Annotated in this window: 14 protein-coding genes; 2 read left to right on the forward strand and 12 right to left on the reverse strand. The window is 59.4% G+C overall.

The window, feature by feature from the left end; translation table 11 throughout:
• Positions 1-81: 81 nt before the first annotated feature.
• The 4 genes from garD to kdgD form a co-directional block, all read right to left on the reverse strand.
• Positions 82-1,635 (reverse strand): galactarate dehydratase, encoded by a 1,554-nt coding sequence (gene garD / locus WBR57_RS28180; protein ID WP_424088534.1) that lies wholly within the window; start codon positions 1,633-1,635, stop codon positions 82-84.
• An 11-nt stretch (positions 1,636-1,646) separates the two neighbouring features.
• Positions 1,647-3,011: an MFS transporter gene (locus WBR57_RS28185; protein WP_424088536.1), complete on the reverse strand. Its 1,365-nt coding sequence runs from the start codon at positions 3,009-3,011 to the stop codon at positions 1,647-1,649.
• Positions 3,012-3,194: 183 nt separating this feature from the next.
• A complete protein-coding gene (locus tag WBR57_RS28190; RefSeq protein WP_424088538.1) occupies positions 3,195-4,640 on the reverse strand; it encodes an aldehyde dehydrogenase family protein in 1,446 nt (481 codons plus the stop codon).
• A gap of 54 nt (positions 4,641-4,694) precedes the next feature.
• Positions 4,695-5,606, reverse strand: coding sequence for a 5-dehydro-4-deoxyglucarate dehydratase (gene kdgD / locus WBR57_RS28195; protein ID WP_034102171.1), 912 nt, complete (start codon positions 5,604-5,606; stop codon positions 4,695-4,697).
• Positions 5,607-5,850: 244 nt separating this feature from the next.
• Between kdgD and WBR57_RS28200 the strand changes: the two genes are divergently transcribed.
• Positions 5,851-7,008 carry a phospholipase gene (locus WBR57_RS28200; protein ID WP_424088540.1) on the forward strand — a complete coding sequence of 386 codons (1,158 nt, stop codon included), beginning with the start codon at positions 5,851-5,853 and terminating at the stop codon, positions 7,006-7,008.
• 165 nt (positions 7,009-7,173) lie between these two features.
• On the opposite strand, the gene WBR57_RS28205 is transcribed toward WBR57_RS28200, so the two are convergent.
• The 8 genes from WBR57_RS28205 to rplM form a co-directional block, all read right to left on the reverse strand.
• Positions 7,174-7,923, reverse strand: coding sequence for a FadR/GntR family transcriptional regulator (locus WBR57_RS28205; RefSeq protein WP_424088542.1), 750 nt, complete (start codon positions 7,921-7,923; stop codon positions 7,174-7,176).
• Positions 7,924-8,080: 157 nt separating this feature from the next.
• A complete protein-coding gene (locus WBR57_RS28210) occupies positions 8,081-8,500 on the reverse strand; it encodes a ClpXP protease specificity-enhancing factor (RefSeq protein ID WP_424088544.1) in 420 nt (139 codons plus the stop codon).
• A 17-nt stretch (positions 8,501-8,517) separates the two neighbouring features.
• Positions 8,518-9,135 carry a glutathione S-transferase N-terminal domain-containing protein gene (locus WBR57_RS28215; protein ID WP_424088547.1) on the reverse strand — a complete coding sequence of 206 codons (618 nt, stop codon included), beginning with the start codon at positions 9,133-9,135 and terminating at the stop codon, positions 8,518-8,520.
• Positions 9,136-9,284: 149 nt separating this feature from the next.
• Positions 9,285-10,064, reverse strand: a complete 780-nt coding sequence (locus tag WBR57_RS28220; RefSeq protein ID WP_068932034.1) for a cytochrome c1 — start codon at positions 10,062-10,064, stop codon at positions 9,285-9,287.
• A complete protein-coding gene (locus WBR57_RS28225; protein WP_032877803.1) occupies positions 10,064-11,275 on the reverse strand; it encodes a cytochrome b in 1,212 nt (403 codons plus the stop codon). Before WBR57_RS28225 ends, WBR57_RS28220 begins: the two co-directional genes overlap by 1 nt.
• Positions 11,275-11,871, reverse strand: a complete 597-nt coding sequence (petA, locus tag WBR57_RS28230; RefSeq protein WP_003216040.1) for a ubiquinol-cytochrome c reductase iron-sulfur subunit — start codon at positions 11,869-11,871, stop codon at positions 11,275-11,277. The genes WBR57_RS28225 and petA overlap by 1 nt, the downstream gene beginning before the upstream one ends.
• A gap of 266 nt (positions 11,872-12,137) precedes the next feature.
• Positions 12,138-12,530, reverse strand: coding sequence for a 30S ribosomal protein S9 (gene rpsI / locus WBR57_RS28235; protein WP_003216038.1), 393 nt, complete (start codon positions 12,528-12,530; stop codon positions 12,138-12,140).
• Positions 12,531-12,544: 14 nt separating this feature from the next.
• The gene (gene rplM / locus WBR57_RS28240; protein ID WP_003188508.1) at positions 12,545-12,973 is read right to left on the reverse strand and encodes a 50S ribosomal protein L13; all 429 of its coding nucleotides are present in this window, start codon (positions 12,971-12,973) and stop codon (positions 12,545-12,547) included.
• Positions 12,974-13,220: 247 nt separating this feature from the next.
• Between rplM and WBR57_RS28245 the strand changes: the two genes are divergently transcribed.
• Entirely contained in the window at positions 13,221-14,261 is a 1,041-nt protein-coding gene (locus WBR57_RS28245; protein ID WP_242194720.1) for an NADP(H)-dependent aldo-keto reductase, read from the forward strand.
• Positions 14,262-14,285: the final 24 nt, after the last annotated feature.

The raw sequence follows: 14,285 nt of genomic DNA on the forward strand, positions 1-14,285 counted from the left end.
CCCACATTTTGACCGCATTCCTCCAGCATGAACGCGGTCGAATGTGGGAGCGGGCTTGCTCGCGAAGCAGGCAACTCGGTCTCAGGTAATCGGCGCCGGGTTGAACAGCGTGATGTCGTTGTGCAGCTTGTGCTGTTCGGCCCACGTCTGTTTCTTGCCGCTGGCCACATCCAGGTAGAAGTGGAACAACTCCCAGCCCAGCTCTTCGATGCTCGCACGCCCGGTGGCAATGCGCCCGGCGTCGATATCGATAAGGTCGGGCCAGCGTTGCGCCAGCTCGGTACGCGTCGAAACCTTGACCACCGGCGCCATCGCCAGCCCGTAGGGTGTGCCACGCCCGGTGGTGAACACGTGCAGGTTCATCCCGGCCGCGAGTTGCAAGGTGCCGCACACAAAGTCACTGGCCGGCGTGGCGCAAAAGATCAGGCCCTTGCGCTTGAAGCGCTCGCCCGGGCCCAGTACGCCGTTGATCGCGCTGCTGCCGGACTTGACGATCGAGCCCAGGGACTTCTCGACAATGTTCGACAACCCGCCCTTCTTGTTGCCTGGCGTGGTGTTGGCGCTGCGATCGGCCTCGCCCTTGGCCAGGTAACGGTCATACCAGTCCATTTCCCTGACCAGTTCCTCGGCGACTTCCTTCGATTCAGCGCGAGAAGTCAGCAGGTAAATCGCATCACGTACTTCAGTGACTTCGGAAAACATCACCGTCGCCCCGGCCCGTAGCAGCAAATCCGAGGCATAGCCCAGCGCCGGGTTGGCGGTGATGCCGGAAAACGCATCACTGCCGCCGCATTGCATGCCCAGGATCAGCTCGGACGCCGGCACGGTTTCCCTGCGCCGCTGGTCGAGTTTCTTCAAACGAACCTCGGCCAGCGCCATGATCTGTTCGATCATCTCGGTAAACCCGTGGCTGGAATCCTGCAAGCGATACAGCCACGGGTCGCTCAGGTCGACCGAGCTGTCGTTGTCGTGCATCACCTGCCCGGCCTGCAATTTCTCGCAGCCCAGGCTGATCACCAACGCTTCGCCCCCCAGGTTCGGGTTGCGCGCCAGATTGCGTACGGTACGGATTGGAATGTAGGCATCCGTCGCGGTGATCGCCACGCCGCAGCCGTAGCTGTGGGTCAGCGCCACCACGTCGTCGACGTGCGGGTACTTGGGCAGCAATTCGTCCTTGATGCGCTTGACCGCATGGTCCAGCACCCCCGTGACGCATTGCACCGTGGTGGTGATCCCAAGGATATTGCGCGTGCCCACGGTGCCGTCGGCATTGCGATAACCCTCGAATGTAAAACCCTCCAACGGCGCCTGGGTTTCAGGCACCTCGGTGGACAGCGGCAAGCTGTCCAGCGGCGGCGCGGTCGGCATGCGCAGTTGATCTTCCTGGACCCAACTGCCGCGCGGAATCGGCGCCAAGGCGTAACCAATGGTTTGGCCGTAGCGAATAATCTGACCGCCTTCGGGGATATCTTCCAGTGTCACTTTGTGGCTCTGGGGGATGAAATCCACGGTCACCAGGCCGTCCGGGAATTCGGTCCCGGCCGGTACGCCCTGGTCATTGACCACGATCACCACGTTGTCGCGCTCGTGCAAACGGATCGAGCGCGGCGAGTCGGCATGTTCAATCAACTGCATCACGGGGCCTCTCAGGAATGCGCTTCGGTTAGGTTGGTCAACTCTGGCCCCTTGCTTGGCGGCTCTTTGAGTACTACACGCTTGATCGGGCCGACGATGACCAGATAGCTGAACACCGCCACCAGCGCGTTGGCGCCGACGAACACCAGGGCCCACTTGAACGAGCCGGTGGTGCTGATGATGTAGCCGATGACGATCGGCGTGGTGATCGAAGCCAGGTTACCGAAGGTATTGAACAGGCCGCCACTGAGGCCGGCGATTTGTTTCGGCGAGGTGTCGGACACCACCGCCCAGCCCAGTGCGCCAACGCCTTTACCGAAGAAGGCCAGGGCCATGAAGCCCACCACCATCCATTCCACGTCAACGTAGTTACACGCGATGATGCTGCTGGAGACCAACAGGCCGGCAATGATCGGCGCCTTGCGAGCGAAGGTCAGCGAATGGCCTTTGCGCAGCAGGTAGTCGGAAATCACGCCGCCGAGTACACCGCCGATAAAGCCGCAGATCGCCGGCAACGAGGCAATGAAACCGGCCTTGAGGATGGTCATGCCACGGTCCTGCACCAGGTACACCGGGAACCAGGTCAGGAAGAAGTACGTGATGCCGTTGATGCAGTATTGGCCCAGGTACACGCCAAGCATCATGCGGTTGGTCAGCAACTGACGGATGTAATCCCACTTCGGCCCGTCGGTTTTCTTACCCTTGCCCTTGTCCTGATCCATATCGACCATCGCGCCGTTGGCTGCGATGTAATCGAGCTCGCCAGCGTTGATCATCGGATGCTGGCGCGGGCTGTGGATAACCTTCAGCCAGATCAGCGAGAACACAATACCAATCGCGCCCATCACGATAAACACGTGCTGCCAGCCGAAGCTGTAGACGATCCAGCCCATCAACGGCGCGAACAACACGGTGGCGAAATACTGCGCCGAGTTGAAGATCGCCGATGCCGTACCGCGCTCGGCGGTCGGGAACCAGGCCGCAACGATACGTGCGTTACCGGGGAAGGATGGCGCTTCGGCCAGGCCCACCATGAAGCGCAGCATAAACAGCGCAACCACTGCGGTGGAAACACCGAACTCACCGACATAGCCTTGCAGCACGGTGAACAGTGACCAGGTGAAGATGCTCAGGGCGTAGACTTTTTTCGAACCGAACCGGTCCAGCAGCCAGCCACCGGGAATTTGCCCGGCCACGTAGGCCCAACCGAATGCAGAGAAGATGTAACCGAGGGTGACCGCGTCGATGCCGAGGTCTTTTTGCAGGCTGGAGCCCGCGATGGCGATGGTGGCCCGGTCGGCGTAGTTGATCGTGGTCACCAGGAACAGCATGAGCAGGATCAAATAGCGGACATGGGTCGGCTTGGTCGCTTGCATGTAGAAGTACTCCCACTAATTATTTTTTTTGCGGGTAATGGTCTAGTTGTATGTGCGCGCCGCCTTCATGTGGGAGCCGGGCTTGCCCGCGATACAGGCACCGCGGTGTGTCAGGCACACACCGGTAATGCTATCGCGGGCAAGCCAGCTCCTACGCAAAGCAGGCGCCACAGGTATTGCGTGTTACGAACCGATGTAGCTGGTTTTCACCACGGTGTAGAACTCTTGCGCATAGCGGCCCTGCTCGCGCGACCCATAGGACGAGCCCTTACGGCCGCCGAACGGAACGTGATAGTCGACACCCGCAGTCGGCAGGTTGACCATCACCATCCCGGCCTGGGAATGGCGCTTGAAGTGGTTGGCGTACTTCAACGAGGTGGTGGCGATGCCCGCCGACAAACCGAACTCGGTGTCGTTGGCCATGGCCAGCGCCGCCTCGTAGTCCGCCACGCGCACCACGTTGGCCACCGGGCCGAAGATCTCTTCACGGCTGATACGCATGGCGGCTTCGCTGTCGGCAAACAGGGTTGGCGCCAGGTAGTAGCCTTCGGTGTCGCAGGTCACCAAGCCGCCACCGCTGACCAGCCGCGCGCCTTCGCTTTGGCCGATGTCGATGTACTTGAGGTCCTGGTCCAGCTGGGCCTGGGAGACGACCGGGCCGATGTCGGTGCCGCTCTTGAGAGCGTGACCGACCTTGATCGACTTCATGCGTTCAGCCATGGCCTCGACAAACTTATCGTGGATCCCGGCAGTAACGATCAAGCGGCTCGAAGCGGTGCAACGCTGGCCGGTGGAGTAAAACGCGCTCTGCACCGACAGCTCGACGGCCTGCTTGAGGTCGGCGTCGTCGAGGATGATCTGCGGGTTCTTGCCGCCCATTTCCAGCTGCACCTTGGCCTGGCGCGACACGCAGCTGACGGCGATCTGACGGCCGACACCGACCGAACCGGTAAAGCTGATGCCATCGACTTTCGGGCTGTTGACCAGTACATCGCCGACCACACGACCGCTGCCCATCACCAGGTTGAACACGCCGGCGGGGAAGCCCGCGCGCGCGATGATGTCGGCCAGGGCCCAGGCGCAACCCGGTACGAGTTCGGCGGGCTTGATCACTACGCAGTTACCGTAGGCCAGGGCCGGGGCGATTTTCCACGCGGGGATGGCGATCGGGAAGTTCCACGGGGTGATCAGACCGACCACGCCCAAGGCTTCGCGGGTGACTTCAACATTGACGCCCGGACGCACCGACGGCACGTAGTCGCCAGACAAGCGCAGGCATTCGCCGGCAAAGAATTTGAAGATATTACCGGCGCGGGTCACTTCGCCGATGGCTTCGGGCAGGGTCTTGCCCTCTTCCCGGGCCAGCAAGGTGCCGAGCTCTTCGCGGCGGGCGAGAATTTCGCTGCCGACTTTATCCAGGGAATCATGACGCGCCTGGATCCCGGACGTGGACCAGGCCGGGAACGCAGCGCGGGCGGCGTCGATGGCAGCGTTGACTTGGGCTACGTCAGCCTTGGCGTATTCGCCAATGACATCAGACAACTCCGACGGGTTGAGGTTGACGCAATAGTCGGCACCGGCCACCCATTGGCCATTGATGTAGTTTTCGTAACGTTGAGCTTGGGACACAAATCTTCTCCTGACGCAAAAGGCCGCTGATTTCTCAGCGGCCTTGTAGATAGGTTATTGCGCGCCTTGCTTGTCGATCAGCGCGGCCAGGGCTTCGTACTCTTCCGGCAACAGGTCGGTCAGCGGGGTGCGCACCGGGCCTGCGTCGTAGCCGGCGATTTTTGCACCCGCCTTGACGATGCTCACGGCATAACCGGCCTTGCGGTTACGGATGTCGAGGTACGGCAGGAAGAAGTCGTCGATGATCTTGGCGACGGTGGCGTGATCGTCTTTGGCAATCGCGTGGTAGAAGTCCATCGCGGTTTTCGGGATGAAGTTGAACACCGCCGAGGAGTACACCGGTACGCCCAGAGCCTTGTAGGCAGCGGCGTAAACCTCTGCAGTCGGCAGGCCGCCGAGGTAGCTGAAGCGGTCACCGAGGCGACGACGAATCGACACCATCAACTCGATATCACCGAGACCGTCTTTGTAGCCGATCAGGTTCGGGCAGCGCTCGGCCAGGCGTTCCAGCAACGGCGCGGTCAGGCGGCAGACGTTGCGGTTGTAGACCACCACGCCGATTTTTACCGATTTGCACACCGCTTCAACGTGGGCGGCAACCCCGTCCTGGCTGGCTTCGGTCAGATAGTGCGGCAGCAGCAGCAAGCCTTTGGCGCCAAGACGCTCGGCTTCCTGGGCGTACTCGATGGCCTGGCGGGTCGAGCCACCGACACCGGCGAGGATCGGCACGCTGGTGGCGCAGGTATCAACGGCGGTTTTCACCACTTGGGAATATTCGCTGGCAGCGAGGGAGAAAAACTCACCAGTGCCGCCGGCAGCGAACAAGGCAGTGGCGCCGTAAGGGGCCAGCCATTCCAGGCGCTTGATGTAGCCCGCCTGGTGGAAGTCACCCTGGGCGTTGAAATCGGTTACTGGGAAAGACAGCAGACCGTGAGAGAGGATGGACTTCAGTTCTTGTGGATTCATTATTCGAACACCCTGGGCGAAAACTTTCTGTGGAAAGGTTGTTGTTGGTTTTGGTGATGTCGTACGTCATCGTACAACTATAAATGATTTCGTCAACTGCAATTCATCGTTGTTGTACACGTGCCTGTGCGCAAGGCTGATGGGGCGGCATTCTTGACGTAGGAAATTATTCATCTATGCTCGGCACGACTGTATATTTATACAGTTATTACGGAAGATTCCTACGACATAGCAAGGAGCTAACATGTCAGGTCTTGAACTCGCAGCACCCGAGAAGAACCCGCCAACCCTGCGCTTCGAGGGCGGCGAACACACCGCCATCGGCGATGAGACACTGTTGCGCTTCGCCCAGGACGCGCCGGCGATTCCCGCCCGTCAAGTCGAGCTGCACCTGCCCAACGGGCTGGCACTCACCTACGGCCAAGTGATCGCATTGGGCGGCGACTTCTATGGCATCCCCGGCCAGCCCATCAGCGACGGCGCCTCCCCGGCCGATCGCGTGCAACGCTTCACGGCAGCCTTCAACTCACTGGCCGTGCTGCCCGCCTCGCGGGAAGAAGCACACAAGATCCTCGCGGTGATGCAAAAGGAGATCAACGCAGTCAACCAGGCGATCAAGGACGGCAAGCAAGCGCATGAAGCCTACGACGCACTGGGCGATACGCTGTCGGAGGAATGGAACCGCATCACCGGCGGCGGCAGTGTGGTTTCAGCGTTGATTCCACTGGGGCGCTATTTGAAACTGGCGGCAGACAACGCCGACCACTTCGGCGAGTGGGCGCTCTCGGCTTACTTGGCGGGCCATACGGCGGCGCTGCAGCAGGCTGTTGTGGCGCATCAGACCGGCACCGACCAGGCAATGGAACTGGCCTACGCGATGAACAGTTTCGCTGATCATTTCTTGACCGACCTGTTTTCCGCCGGCCACCTGCGCGTGCCGCGCAAACAGTTGGCGGCGGTGGTAACGCCAGGTGAGCTGGGCTCACTGATCAGCCGCTTCATGCACGATGAAGACAGCAAGTTCGGCCTCAACGTGCGCAACGCCTTGGGTGATGAATGGCACGCATATGGCGACAAACGCTATTTCGGCACCCTCGATGCGGTCAACCGGACGCAGGTCAAACGCGCCGTGCAGGCATCGGCGGACGAAATTTTCGACACCTTTATCAGCGGCGTCGCGCCCTCCCCGGCCAACTTCAAGGCCCCGCTGCACGTGCCGGATTTGAACGCAGCGCAGAACCCGGCGAATAACTTTTCGCCGCTGTTCAAGAGCGAGGGAGACAAGGTGCTGCGGCGCAAGGACGTGAATGACTTGAACGACAAACACTGGACGAATGACTGGTGGGGTTGGAGTACGTACCTGCTGCTCAAGGACTACAAGCCCAACCAACCTGCCAGCTAGGTAAACACGCCACTCCAGATACCGGAGATCACAATGTGGGAGCCGGCTTGCTCGCGAAGGCATTCTTTCAATTGATGCATGTGCAAACTGACACAGCGCATTCGCGAGCGAGCCCGCTCCCACACTTGGGCCGATTTACACCCGGCACAACTCGCTTGCCTGCTGTTAAACGCGCTGCGCCTCTGCCTCTTCATGGGCATGACGCAGCCGCTCACGGCTATTGGTCAAATGCAGACGCATGGCCGCGCGCGCCGCATCCGAATCCTGGCGGGCAATCGCCTCGTAGATCTCTTCGTGTTCGCGGCTCAGGCGGCTCATGTAGTGCTGCTGGTCATCATGGGCCAGGCGCGCCGAATTCAGGCGGGTACGCGGAATGATGCTGGTGCCCAGGTGGGTCATGATGTCGGTGAAATAGCGGTTGCCGGTGGACAGTGCGATTTCGAGGTGGAACGCAAAGTCCGACGCCACCGCATCGCCGGCGTGCGCCGCGCTTTCGTTCAGGGCGTCGAGTGCCGCGCGCATGGCAGCCAATTGTTCAGCGCTGCGACGCAATGCGGCAAGGCCGGCGGACTCCACTTCCAGGCTGATCCGCAACTCGAGAATCGCCAGCACATCACGCAACGTCACGACCGTGGCCGGATCAATCCGGAAGCCGCTGGGGCTTGGCGTGTCCAGCACAAACGTGCCGATACCGTGACGGGTTTCAACCTGCCCTGCCGCCTGTAAACGTGAAATGGCCTCACGCACCACCGTGCGGCTGACCCCATGGGCGTCCATGATTGCCGACTCGGTGGGCAATTTGTCGCCACGTTTGAGTTGACCGTCGCGGATCTGCTCGGACAACACCGTGACCAGTTCCTGGGCAAGGCTGCGGCGCTTGCGGGGAAGACGAGGGGCGGTGCTGGCGTTTTCCATGTGGATCATCTATCTCGGTTGACTAAAGCAGCATCATAGCCCATGGCGGTTGTACGATCACCGTTCTATCACGACTTTCATTTACATCCCGCGCGCAAAAAAAATGCCCCGACGCATGTCGAGGCATTTTTCAGGCTCACCCAAAGGTGAAAGCCCGTTACTTCACCACTTTCAGGCTCGGCCGGCCGCTTGGGCGGGGTGGCTCGGCATCCGGTGGCGGTACATCATCGCCGTCTTCGTTCTCGATCGCTTCGTCGTCCTCGAAAGGCGACTCCAGATCGAACACCATGCCTTGGCCATTTTCCCGGGCATAGATCCCGAGGATGGCGCCAATCGGCACGTACAGCGTATGCGGCACACCGCCGAAACGCCCTTCGAAGCTGACGGCTTCATTGTCCATGTGCAGGTGGCGCACGGCACTCGGTGAAACGTTCAGCACAATCTGCCCGTCACTGGCAAAACCCTGCGGTACCTGAACCGCAGCAAATTCGGAATTGACCAGCATGTGCGGGGTGCAATCGTTGTCCACAATCCACTCATAGAGCGCGCGGACCAGATAGGGTCGACTGGAGTTCATCAGCGGCTCCTTAAGCCTTAGCGCATATCGCGTTCAGCACCAGACAGACTCGCCTGGAAAGCCTCACGCGCAAACTGGCGCTCCATGTAATCAAGCAGCGGCTTGGCTGGCCGCGGCAGTTCTATACCGAGAATCGGCAAACGCCAGAGTATCGGTAATAGGCAGCAATCCACCAAACTTTGTTCCTCACTGAGAAAAAAAGGTTTATCGGCGAACAACGGCGAAACACCGGTCAGGCTCTCGCGCAATTCCTTACGCGCCTGTACGCGTGCCGCCTCTTTGCTGCGGGTGTCCAGAATCACGTCCACCAGGCCGCACCAGTCACGCTGGATCCGATGGATCAGCAGGCGGCTGTTGGCACGCGCCACCGGATACACCGGTAGCAAAGGCGGATGCGGGTAACGCTCATCCAGGTATTCCATCACCACGGTTGACTCCCACAACGCCAGGTCACGATCGACCAGGGTGGGCAAGCTGCCGTAAGGGTTCACTTCGATCAGTTTCGGCGGATGACGACCCGCCTCCACACTGATGATCTCGGCGCTGACACCCTTCTCTGCGAGCACGATGCGTACTCGGTGGGAATAGTGGTCGGCGGGGTCGGAGTAACAGGCCAACCGGTTGGTCACGCCCATGGCGGTCCTCCTCGCTTGTTGAAATTATCGAAAGCTCAAAAACGAGCGCGCCCAGAGAGCATCCCTGTAGTGCCTGGTTCAACCAGACCGCTACGTATTCAGAGATGCCGCTGGGCGCGCAAGATTAACAGCAATTGCTTACGGTTGGATCAATGCACATCCTTCCAGTATTCGCGTTTGAGCAGATAGGCGAACACAAAGAAGAAGGCCAGGTAGAGCAACACATACGTACCGATGCGCTGATGTTGCAGTTTGACCGGGTTGGCCGAGTAGGCCAGGAAGGTCACCAGATTCTTGACCTTCTCGTCGAACTGCTCTTCGTTCAGCGTACCGGTCTTGGGCACGATGGTCAGTTGATCACACGCTTCATGCGTCAGCGGCGTGCCGGTCAACGGATCATATTGCTTCTTGCCGTCTTCAACGACCTGAACCTGCTTGCATCCTACCACTTGGCGACCCTGCAGGCCGACCAGAACGTTAGGCATGCCGACGTTCGGGAAGACTTTGTTGTTCACGCCGTACGGGCGCGCCGGGTCTTCGTAGAAGGATTTGAGGTAACCGTAAAGCCAATCGGTGCCGCGAACACGCGCCACCAGGGTCAGGTCGGGCGGCGCAGCACCGAACCAGGCCTTGGCATCGGCGGGTTGCATGCCGATGTTCATATGGTCGCCGATCTTCGCACCGGTAAACACCGCGTGGCTGAGCATCACCTCATGCGGGATGCCGAGGTCGTCGGCGACACGCTCGTAACGCTGGAACTTGGCGCTGTGGCAGCCCATGCAATAGTTGGTGAATGTACGCAGCCCATCCTGCATGGCGGCCTTGTCAGACACATCGATATCAACTTTTTCCAGTTCCGCGCCGTGCTCGGCTGCGAAGGACAGTAGCGGCAGCGCCGCAAGTATCAAAGCAACAAATAACTTTTTCATCAGCCAGTCACCCTTTCCGGAACCGGTTTGGTCTTCTCGAGCCGGGTGTAGAACGGCATCAGAATGAAGTAGGCGAAGTACAGGAAGGTGCAGACCTGCGACAGCAACGTACGCTCAGGGGTCGGCGCCAGTACGCCCAGCACGCCCAGAATCACGAACGAAATGCAGAACACCCACAGCCAGATCTTGCTTAGCCAGCCTTTATAACGCATGGACTTGACCGGGCTGCGGTCGAGCCAGGGCAGCACGAACAGCACCGCGATGGCCGCGCCCATGGCGATGACGCCCATGAGCTTGTCGGGGATCGCCCGCAGGATCGCGTAGAACGGCGTGAAGTACCAGACCGGGGCGATGTGCTCAGGTGTCTTGAAGGCGTTGGCCTGTTCGAAGTTAGGCTTCTCCAGGAAATAACCGCCCATCTCCGGGAAAAAGAACACGATCGAGCAGAACACGAACAGGAACACGACCACACCGACAATGTCTTTCACGGTGTAGTACGGGTGGAACGGGATGCCATCCAGCGGGATGCCGTTCTCGTCCTTGTGCTTCTTGATGTCGACGCCATCCGGGTTGTTCGAACCGACTTCGTGCAGCGCCAGGATGTGCAGCACCACCAGGCCGAGAATCACGATCGGCAGTGCCACGACGTGCAGGGCGAAGAAGCGGTTCAGGGTGATGCCAGAGATCAGGTAATCACCACGAATCCACTGGGTCAGGTCGTTGCCGATCACCGGGATCGCGCCGAACAGCGAGATGATCACCTGGGCGCCCCAGTACGACATCTGGCCCCACGGCAGCAGGTAGCCCATGAACGCCTCGGCCATCAGCGCCAGGTAGATCAGCATGCCGAACACCCACACCAGCTCGCGAGGCTTCTGGTACGAGCCGTAAAGCAGGCCACGGAACATGTGCATATAGACGACGATAAAGAACGCCGACGCGCCGGTGGAGTGCAGCAGGCGCAGGATCGAGCCGTACTCGACGTCACGCATGATGTATTCGACGGAGGCAAACGCCTCTTCCGCCGACGGCGTGTAGCTCATCGTCAGCCACACGCCAGTGACGATCTGGTTGACCAGCACCAGCAATGCCAGCGAGCCGAAGAAGTAGAAAAAGTTGAAGTTTTTTGGTGCGTAATATTTGCTGAGATGGTCTTCCCACATTTTAGTCGCGGGGAAGCGCGCATCCACCCAATCCATGAACTTGCTCATCAGGCTTTCTCCCCCTCGTCGACGCCAATGACAATCACACTGTCAGTCTCGTAGTGATGTGGCGGAACTGGCAGGTTCAGTGGTGCGGGTTGTGACTTGTAGACGCGGCCGGCGAGGTCGTAGTGGGAACCGTGGCAAGGGCAGAAATAGCCACCGACCCAATCCTTGCCAAGGTCGGCAGGAGCAACTTCCGGGCGGAAGGTAGGCGAGCAACCCAGGTGGGTGCAGATACCGATCAGCAGCAGGATTTCTGGCTTGATCGAACGGATTTCCTTATCGACGTAGGCGGGTTGGTCGGAATTTTTCGAATCGGGATCAGACAGCTGACCTTCGATTTTTTTCAGATTCCCCAGGATTTCCTCTGTACGACGAACGATGAATACTGGCTGACCGCGCCACTCAGCAATCATCTGCTGGCCTGGGTCGATCTTGCTGACATTCACCTTCACCGGTGCACCTGCGGCTTTCGCCTTGGCACTGGGAAACCATGACCCCACGAACGGGACCGCAGCCCCCACCGCTCCTGCAGCACCCACCACGGATGTGGCTGCTACCAAGAAGCGACGCCGGCCTGCATTCACGCCGTCATTGCTCATTCAGTCCTCTCCCATCAGCTTTTTGGCCTGTTAAATCAGGCGTCTACTAAGTGTTGAATCTTTTACTTATAAAAATTTTGTCGGATGGTAATGAAAAGCCCCACGTATGACAAGGGAATTGCCCGGGCCTGCGCCTCCAGGCCTTGTAGTATAGGGGGTCTACGGATGTGGCAAGTTGTCACGCGCAAATTTGTGCATAAATCGCAGGCAATAAAAAACGCCCAGCTCCGTGAGGAGTTGGGCGTTTTTGTGGAACGTAAAGCGAATTAACGCTTCGAGTACTGCGGACGCTTACGCGCTTTACGCAGACCGACTTTCTTACGTTCAACTTCACGGGCATCACGAGTCACGAAGCCAGCTTTGCGCAGAGCGCCGCGCAGGGTTTCGTCGTACTGCATCAGAGCGCGAGTGATACCGTGGCGGATTGCGCCAGCTTGACCACTTACACCGCCACCGATAACGGTGACGTAGATGTCGAACTTTTCAACGGTCTCGGTCAGTTCCAGCGGTTGACGAACTACCATGCGGGCAGTTTCGCGACCGAAGAAGTTTTCCAGAGTGCGGTTGTTGATCGAGATGTTACCAGTGCCCGGACGCAGGAAAACGCGTGCGGTTGCGGTTTTGCGACGGCCAGTGCCGTAATTTTGAGTCGCCGACATAATGAACTATTCCGTTAAAACTTCAGTTCTTGGGGCTGCTGAGCAGCATGAGGGTGTACAGCGCCCGCATAGACTTTCAGCTTGCGAAACATATCGCGACCCAGTGGGCCCTTCGGCAGCATACCTTTAACCGCGATTTCAATCGGGGCCTCAGGCTTCTTAGCGATCAGGCCTTCGAAATTGGAAGACTTGATGCCGCCTGGGAAACCGGAGTGACGGTAGTACATTTTGTCGCTTGCTTTGTTGCCGGTTACACGAACCTGCTCAGCGTTGATGATCACGATGTAGTCACCGGTGTCAACGTGAGGGGTGTACTCAGGCTTGTGCTTGCCACGCAGACGGCTGGCGACTTCAGTGGCCAGACGACCCAGAGTCTGACCAGCGGCGTCGACGACAAACCAGTCGCGCTGAACTGTTTCCGGTTTTGCAGTAAAAGTTGTCATTCTTTAATAGCCTCAGGGGCCGCCCTGTAAATTAGACGGCGGATCTTACTGAATAGTGCGTACTTTGACAAGTCAAAGGCAGCCGGATACAGACGCTATCGGGGGCTCGGGTCGGCGCGTCCGTTCAACGGCAAGATTCTTCGGCAGACGGCGCATCACTTCCACTGCAGAAAGAGGTGGGCAATTATGCAGATTGCGAAAAAAAATTCAACCTGCTTTTATGATTGTTTTCCCGAAGGAGTACCCGATGGATTATCGACAGCTGGGCCGAACCGATCTGAACGTAAGCGCGATAGCCTTGGGCACCATGACCTGGGGCGAGCAGAACAGCGAGGCAGAGGCCTTCGCGCAGATCGAACGGGCCAAGGCCGCGGGGATCAATTTCCTCGACACCGCCGAAATGTACCCGGTGCCGCCCAAGGCCGACACCTACGCCACCACCGAGCGCTACATCGGTAATTACTTCAAAAGCCGCGGCGACCGTGCCGACTGGATCCTCGCCAGCAAGATCGCCGGCCCCGGCAACACCATCGACTACATCCGCGATGGCCACCTGCGCCACAACCGCAAGCACATCGTCGAAGCCCTCGACGCCAGCCTCAAGCGCCTGCAAACCGACTGGATCGACCTCTACCAGTTGCACTGGCCGGAGCGCAGCACCAATTTCTTCGGCCAGTTGAGCTACAAGCACAAGGACGAAGACGACCTGACCCCGCTGGAAGAAACCCTCGAGGCGCTGGACGAGCAGGTCAAGGCCGGCAAGATCCGGCATATCGGCCTGTCCAACGAAACCCCGTGGGGCACCATGAAATTCCTGGCCCTGGCCGAAGCCCGTGGCTGGCCCCGCGCGGTGTCGATCCAGAACCCCTACAACCTGCTCAACCGCAGCTTTGAAGTAGGCTTGGCGGAAGTCGCGATTCGCGAGCAATGCGGCCTGCTGGCGTACTCGCCGCTGGCATTCGGCATGCTCAGCGGCAAATACGAAAACGGCGCACGCCCGGCAAAAGCACGCCTGACCGAATACAGCCGCTTCAGCCGCTACTTCAACCCGCAGTCGGAAGCGGCGTGCAGCCGCTATGTGGCCCTGGCGCGCGAACACGGCCTGGACCCGGCGCAGATGGCATTGGCGTTCGTGACGCAGCAGCCGTTTGTGACCAGCAACATTATTGGCGCGACCAGCCTGGAGCAGCTGGACAGCAACATCGCCAGTGCTGACCTGAAACTGTCGAAAGAGGTGCTGGAAGGGATTGAGGCGATTCAGAAGGATCATCCGAACCCTGCGCCTTGATTGATCTGTAGGCCGCATCGGGGG

The organism is Pseudomonas sp., assembly GCF_049590575.1.
GTDB lineage: Bacteria > Pseudomonadota > Gammaproteobacteria > Pseudomonadales > Pseudomonadaceae > Aquipseudomonas.

Excerpts from the sequence above, each read along its gene's own strand:
- WBR57_RS28225 (WP_032877803.1), bottom strand. The coding sequence starts at position 11,275 with ATGAGCAAGTTCATGGATTGGGTGGATGCGCGCTTCCCCGCGACTAAA.
- WBR57_RS28185 (WP_424088536.1), bottom strand. The coding sequence starts at position 3,011 with ATGCAAGCGACCAAGCCGACCCATGTCCGCTATTTGATCCTGCTCATG.
- WBR57_RS28220 (WP_068932034.1), bottom strand. The coding sequence starts at position 10,064 with ATGAAAAAGTTATTTGTTGCTTTGATACTTGCGGCGCTGCCGCTACTG.
- WBR57_RS28245 (WP_242194720.1), top strand. The coding sequence starts at position 13,221 with ATGGATTATCGACAGCTGGGCCGAACCGATCTGAACGTAAGCGCGATA.
- rplM (WP_003188508.1), bottom strand. The coding sequence starts at position 12,973 with ATGACAACTTTTACTGCAAAACCGGAAACAGTTCAGCGCGACTGGTTT.
- WBR57_RS28215 (WP_424088547.1), bottom strand. The coding sequence starts at position 9,135 with ATGGGCGTGACCAACCGGTTGGCCTGTTACTCCGACCCCGCCGACCAC.
- kdgD (WP_034102171.1), bottom strand. The coding sequence starts at position 5,606 with ATGAATCCACAAGAACTGAAGTCCATCCTCTCTCACGGTCTGCTGTCT.
- WBR57_RS28200 (WP_424088540.1), top strand. The coding sequence starts at position 5,851 with ATGTCAGGTCTTGAACTCGCAGCACCCGAGAAGAACCCGCCAACCCTG.
- WBR57_RS28205 (WP_424088542.1), bottom strand. The coding sequence starts at position 7,923 with ATGGAAAACGCCAGCACCGCCCCTCGTCTTCCCCGCAAGCGCCGCAGC.
- WBR57_RS28210 (WP_424088544.1), bottom strand. The coding sequence starts at position 8,500 with ATGAACTCCAGTCGACCCTATCTGGTCCGCGCGCTCTATGAGTGGATT.
- petA (WP_003216040.1), bottom strand. The coding sequence starts at position 11,871 with ATGAGCAATGACGGCGTGAATGCAGGCCGGCGTCGCTTCTTGGTAGCA.
- rpsI (WP_003216038.1), bottom strand. The coding sequence starts at position 12,530 with ATGTCGGCGACTCAAAATTACGGCACTGGCCGTCGCAAAACCGCAACC.
- garD (WP_424088534.1), bottom strand. The coding sequence starts at position 1,635 with ATGCAGTTGATTGAACATGCCGACTCGCCGCGCTCGATCCGTTTGCAC.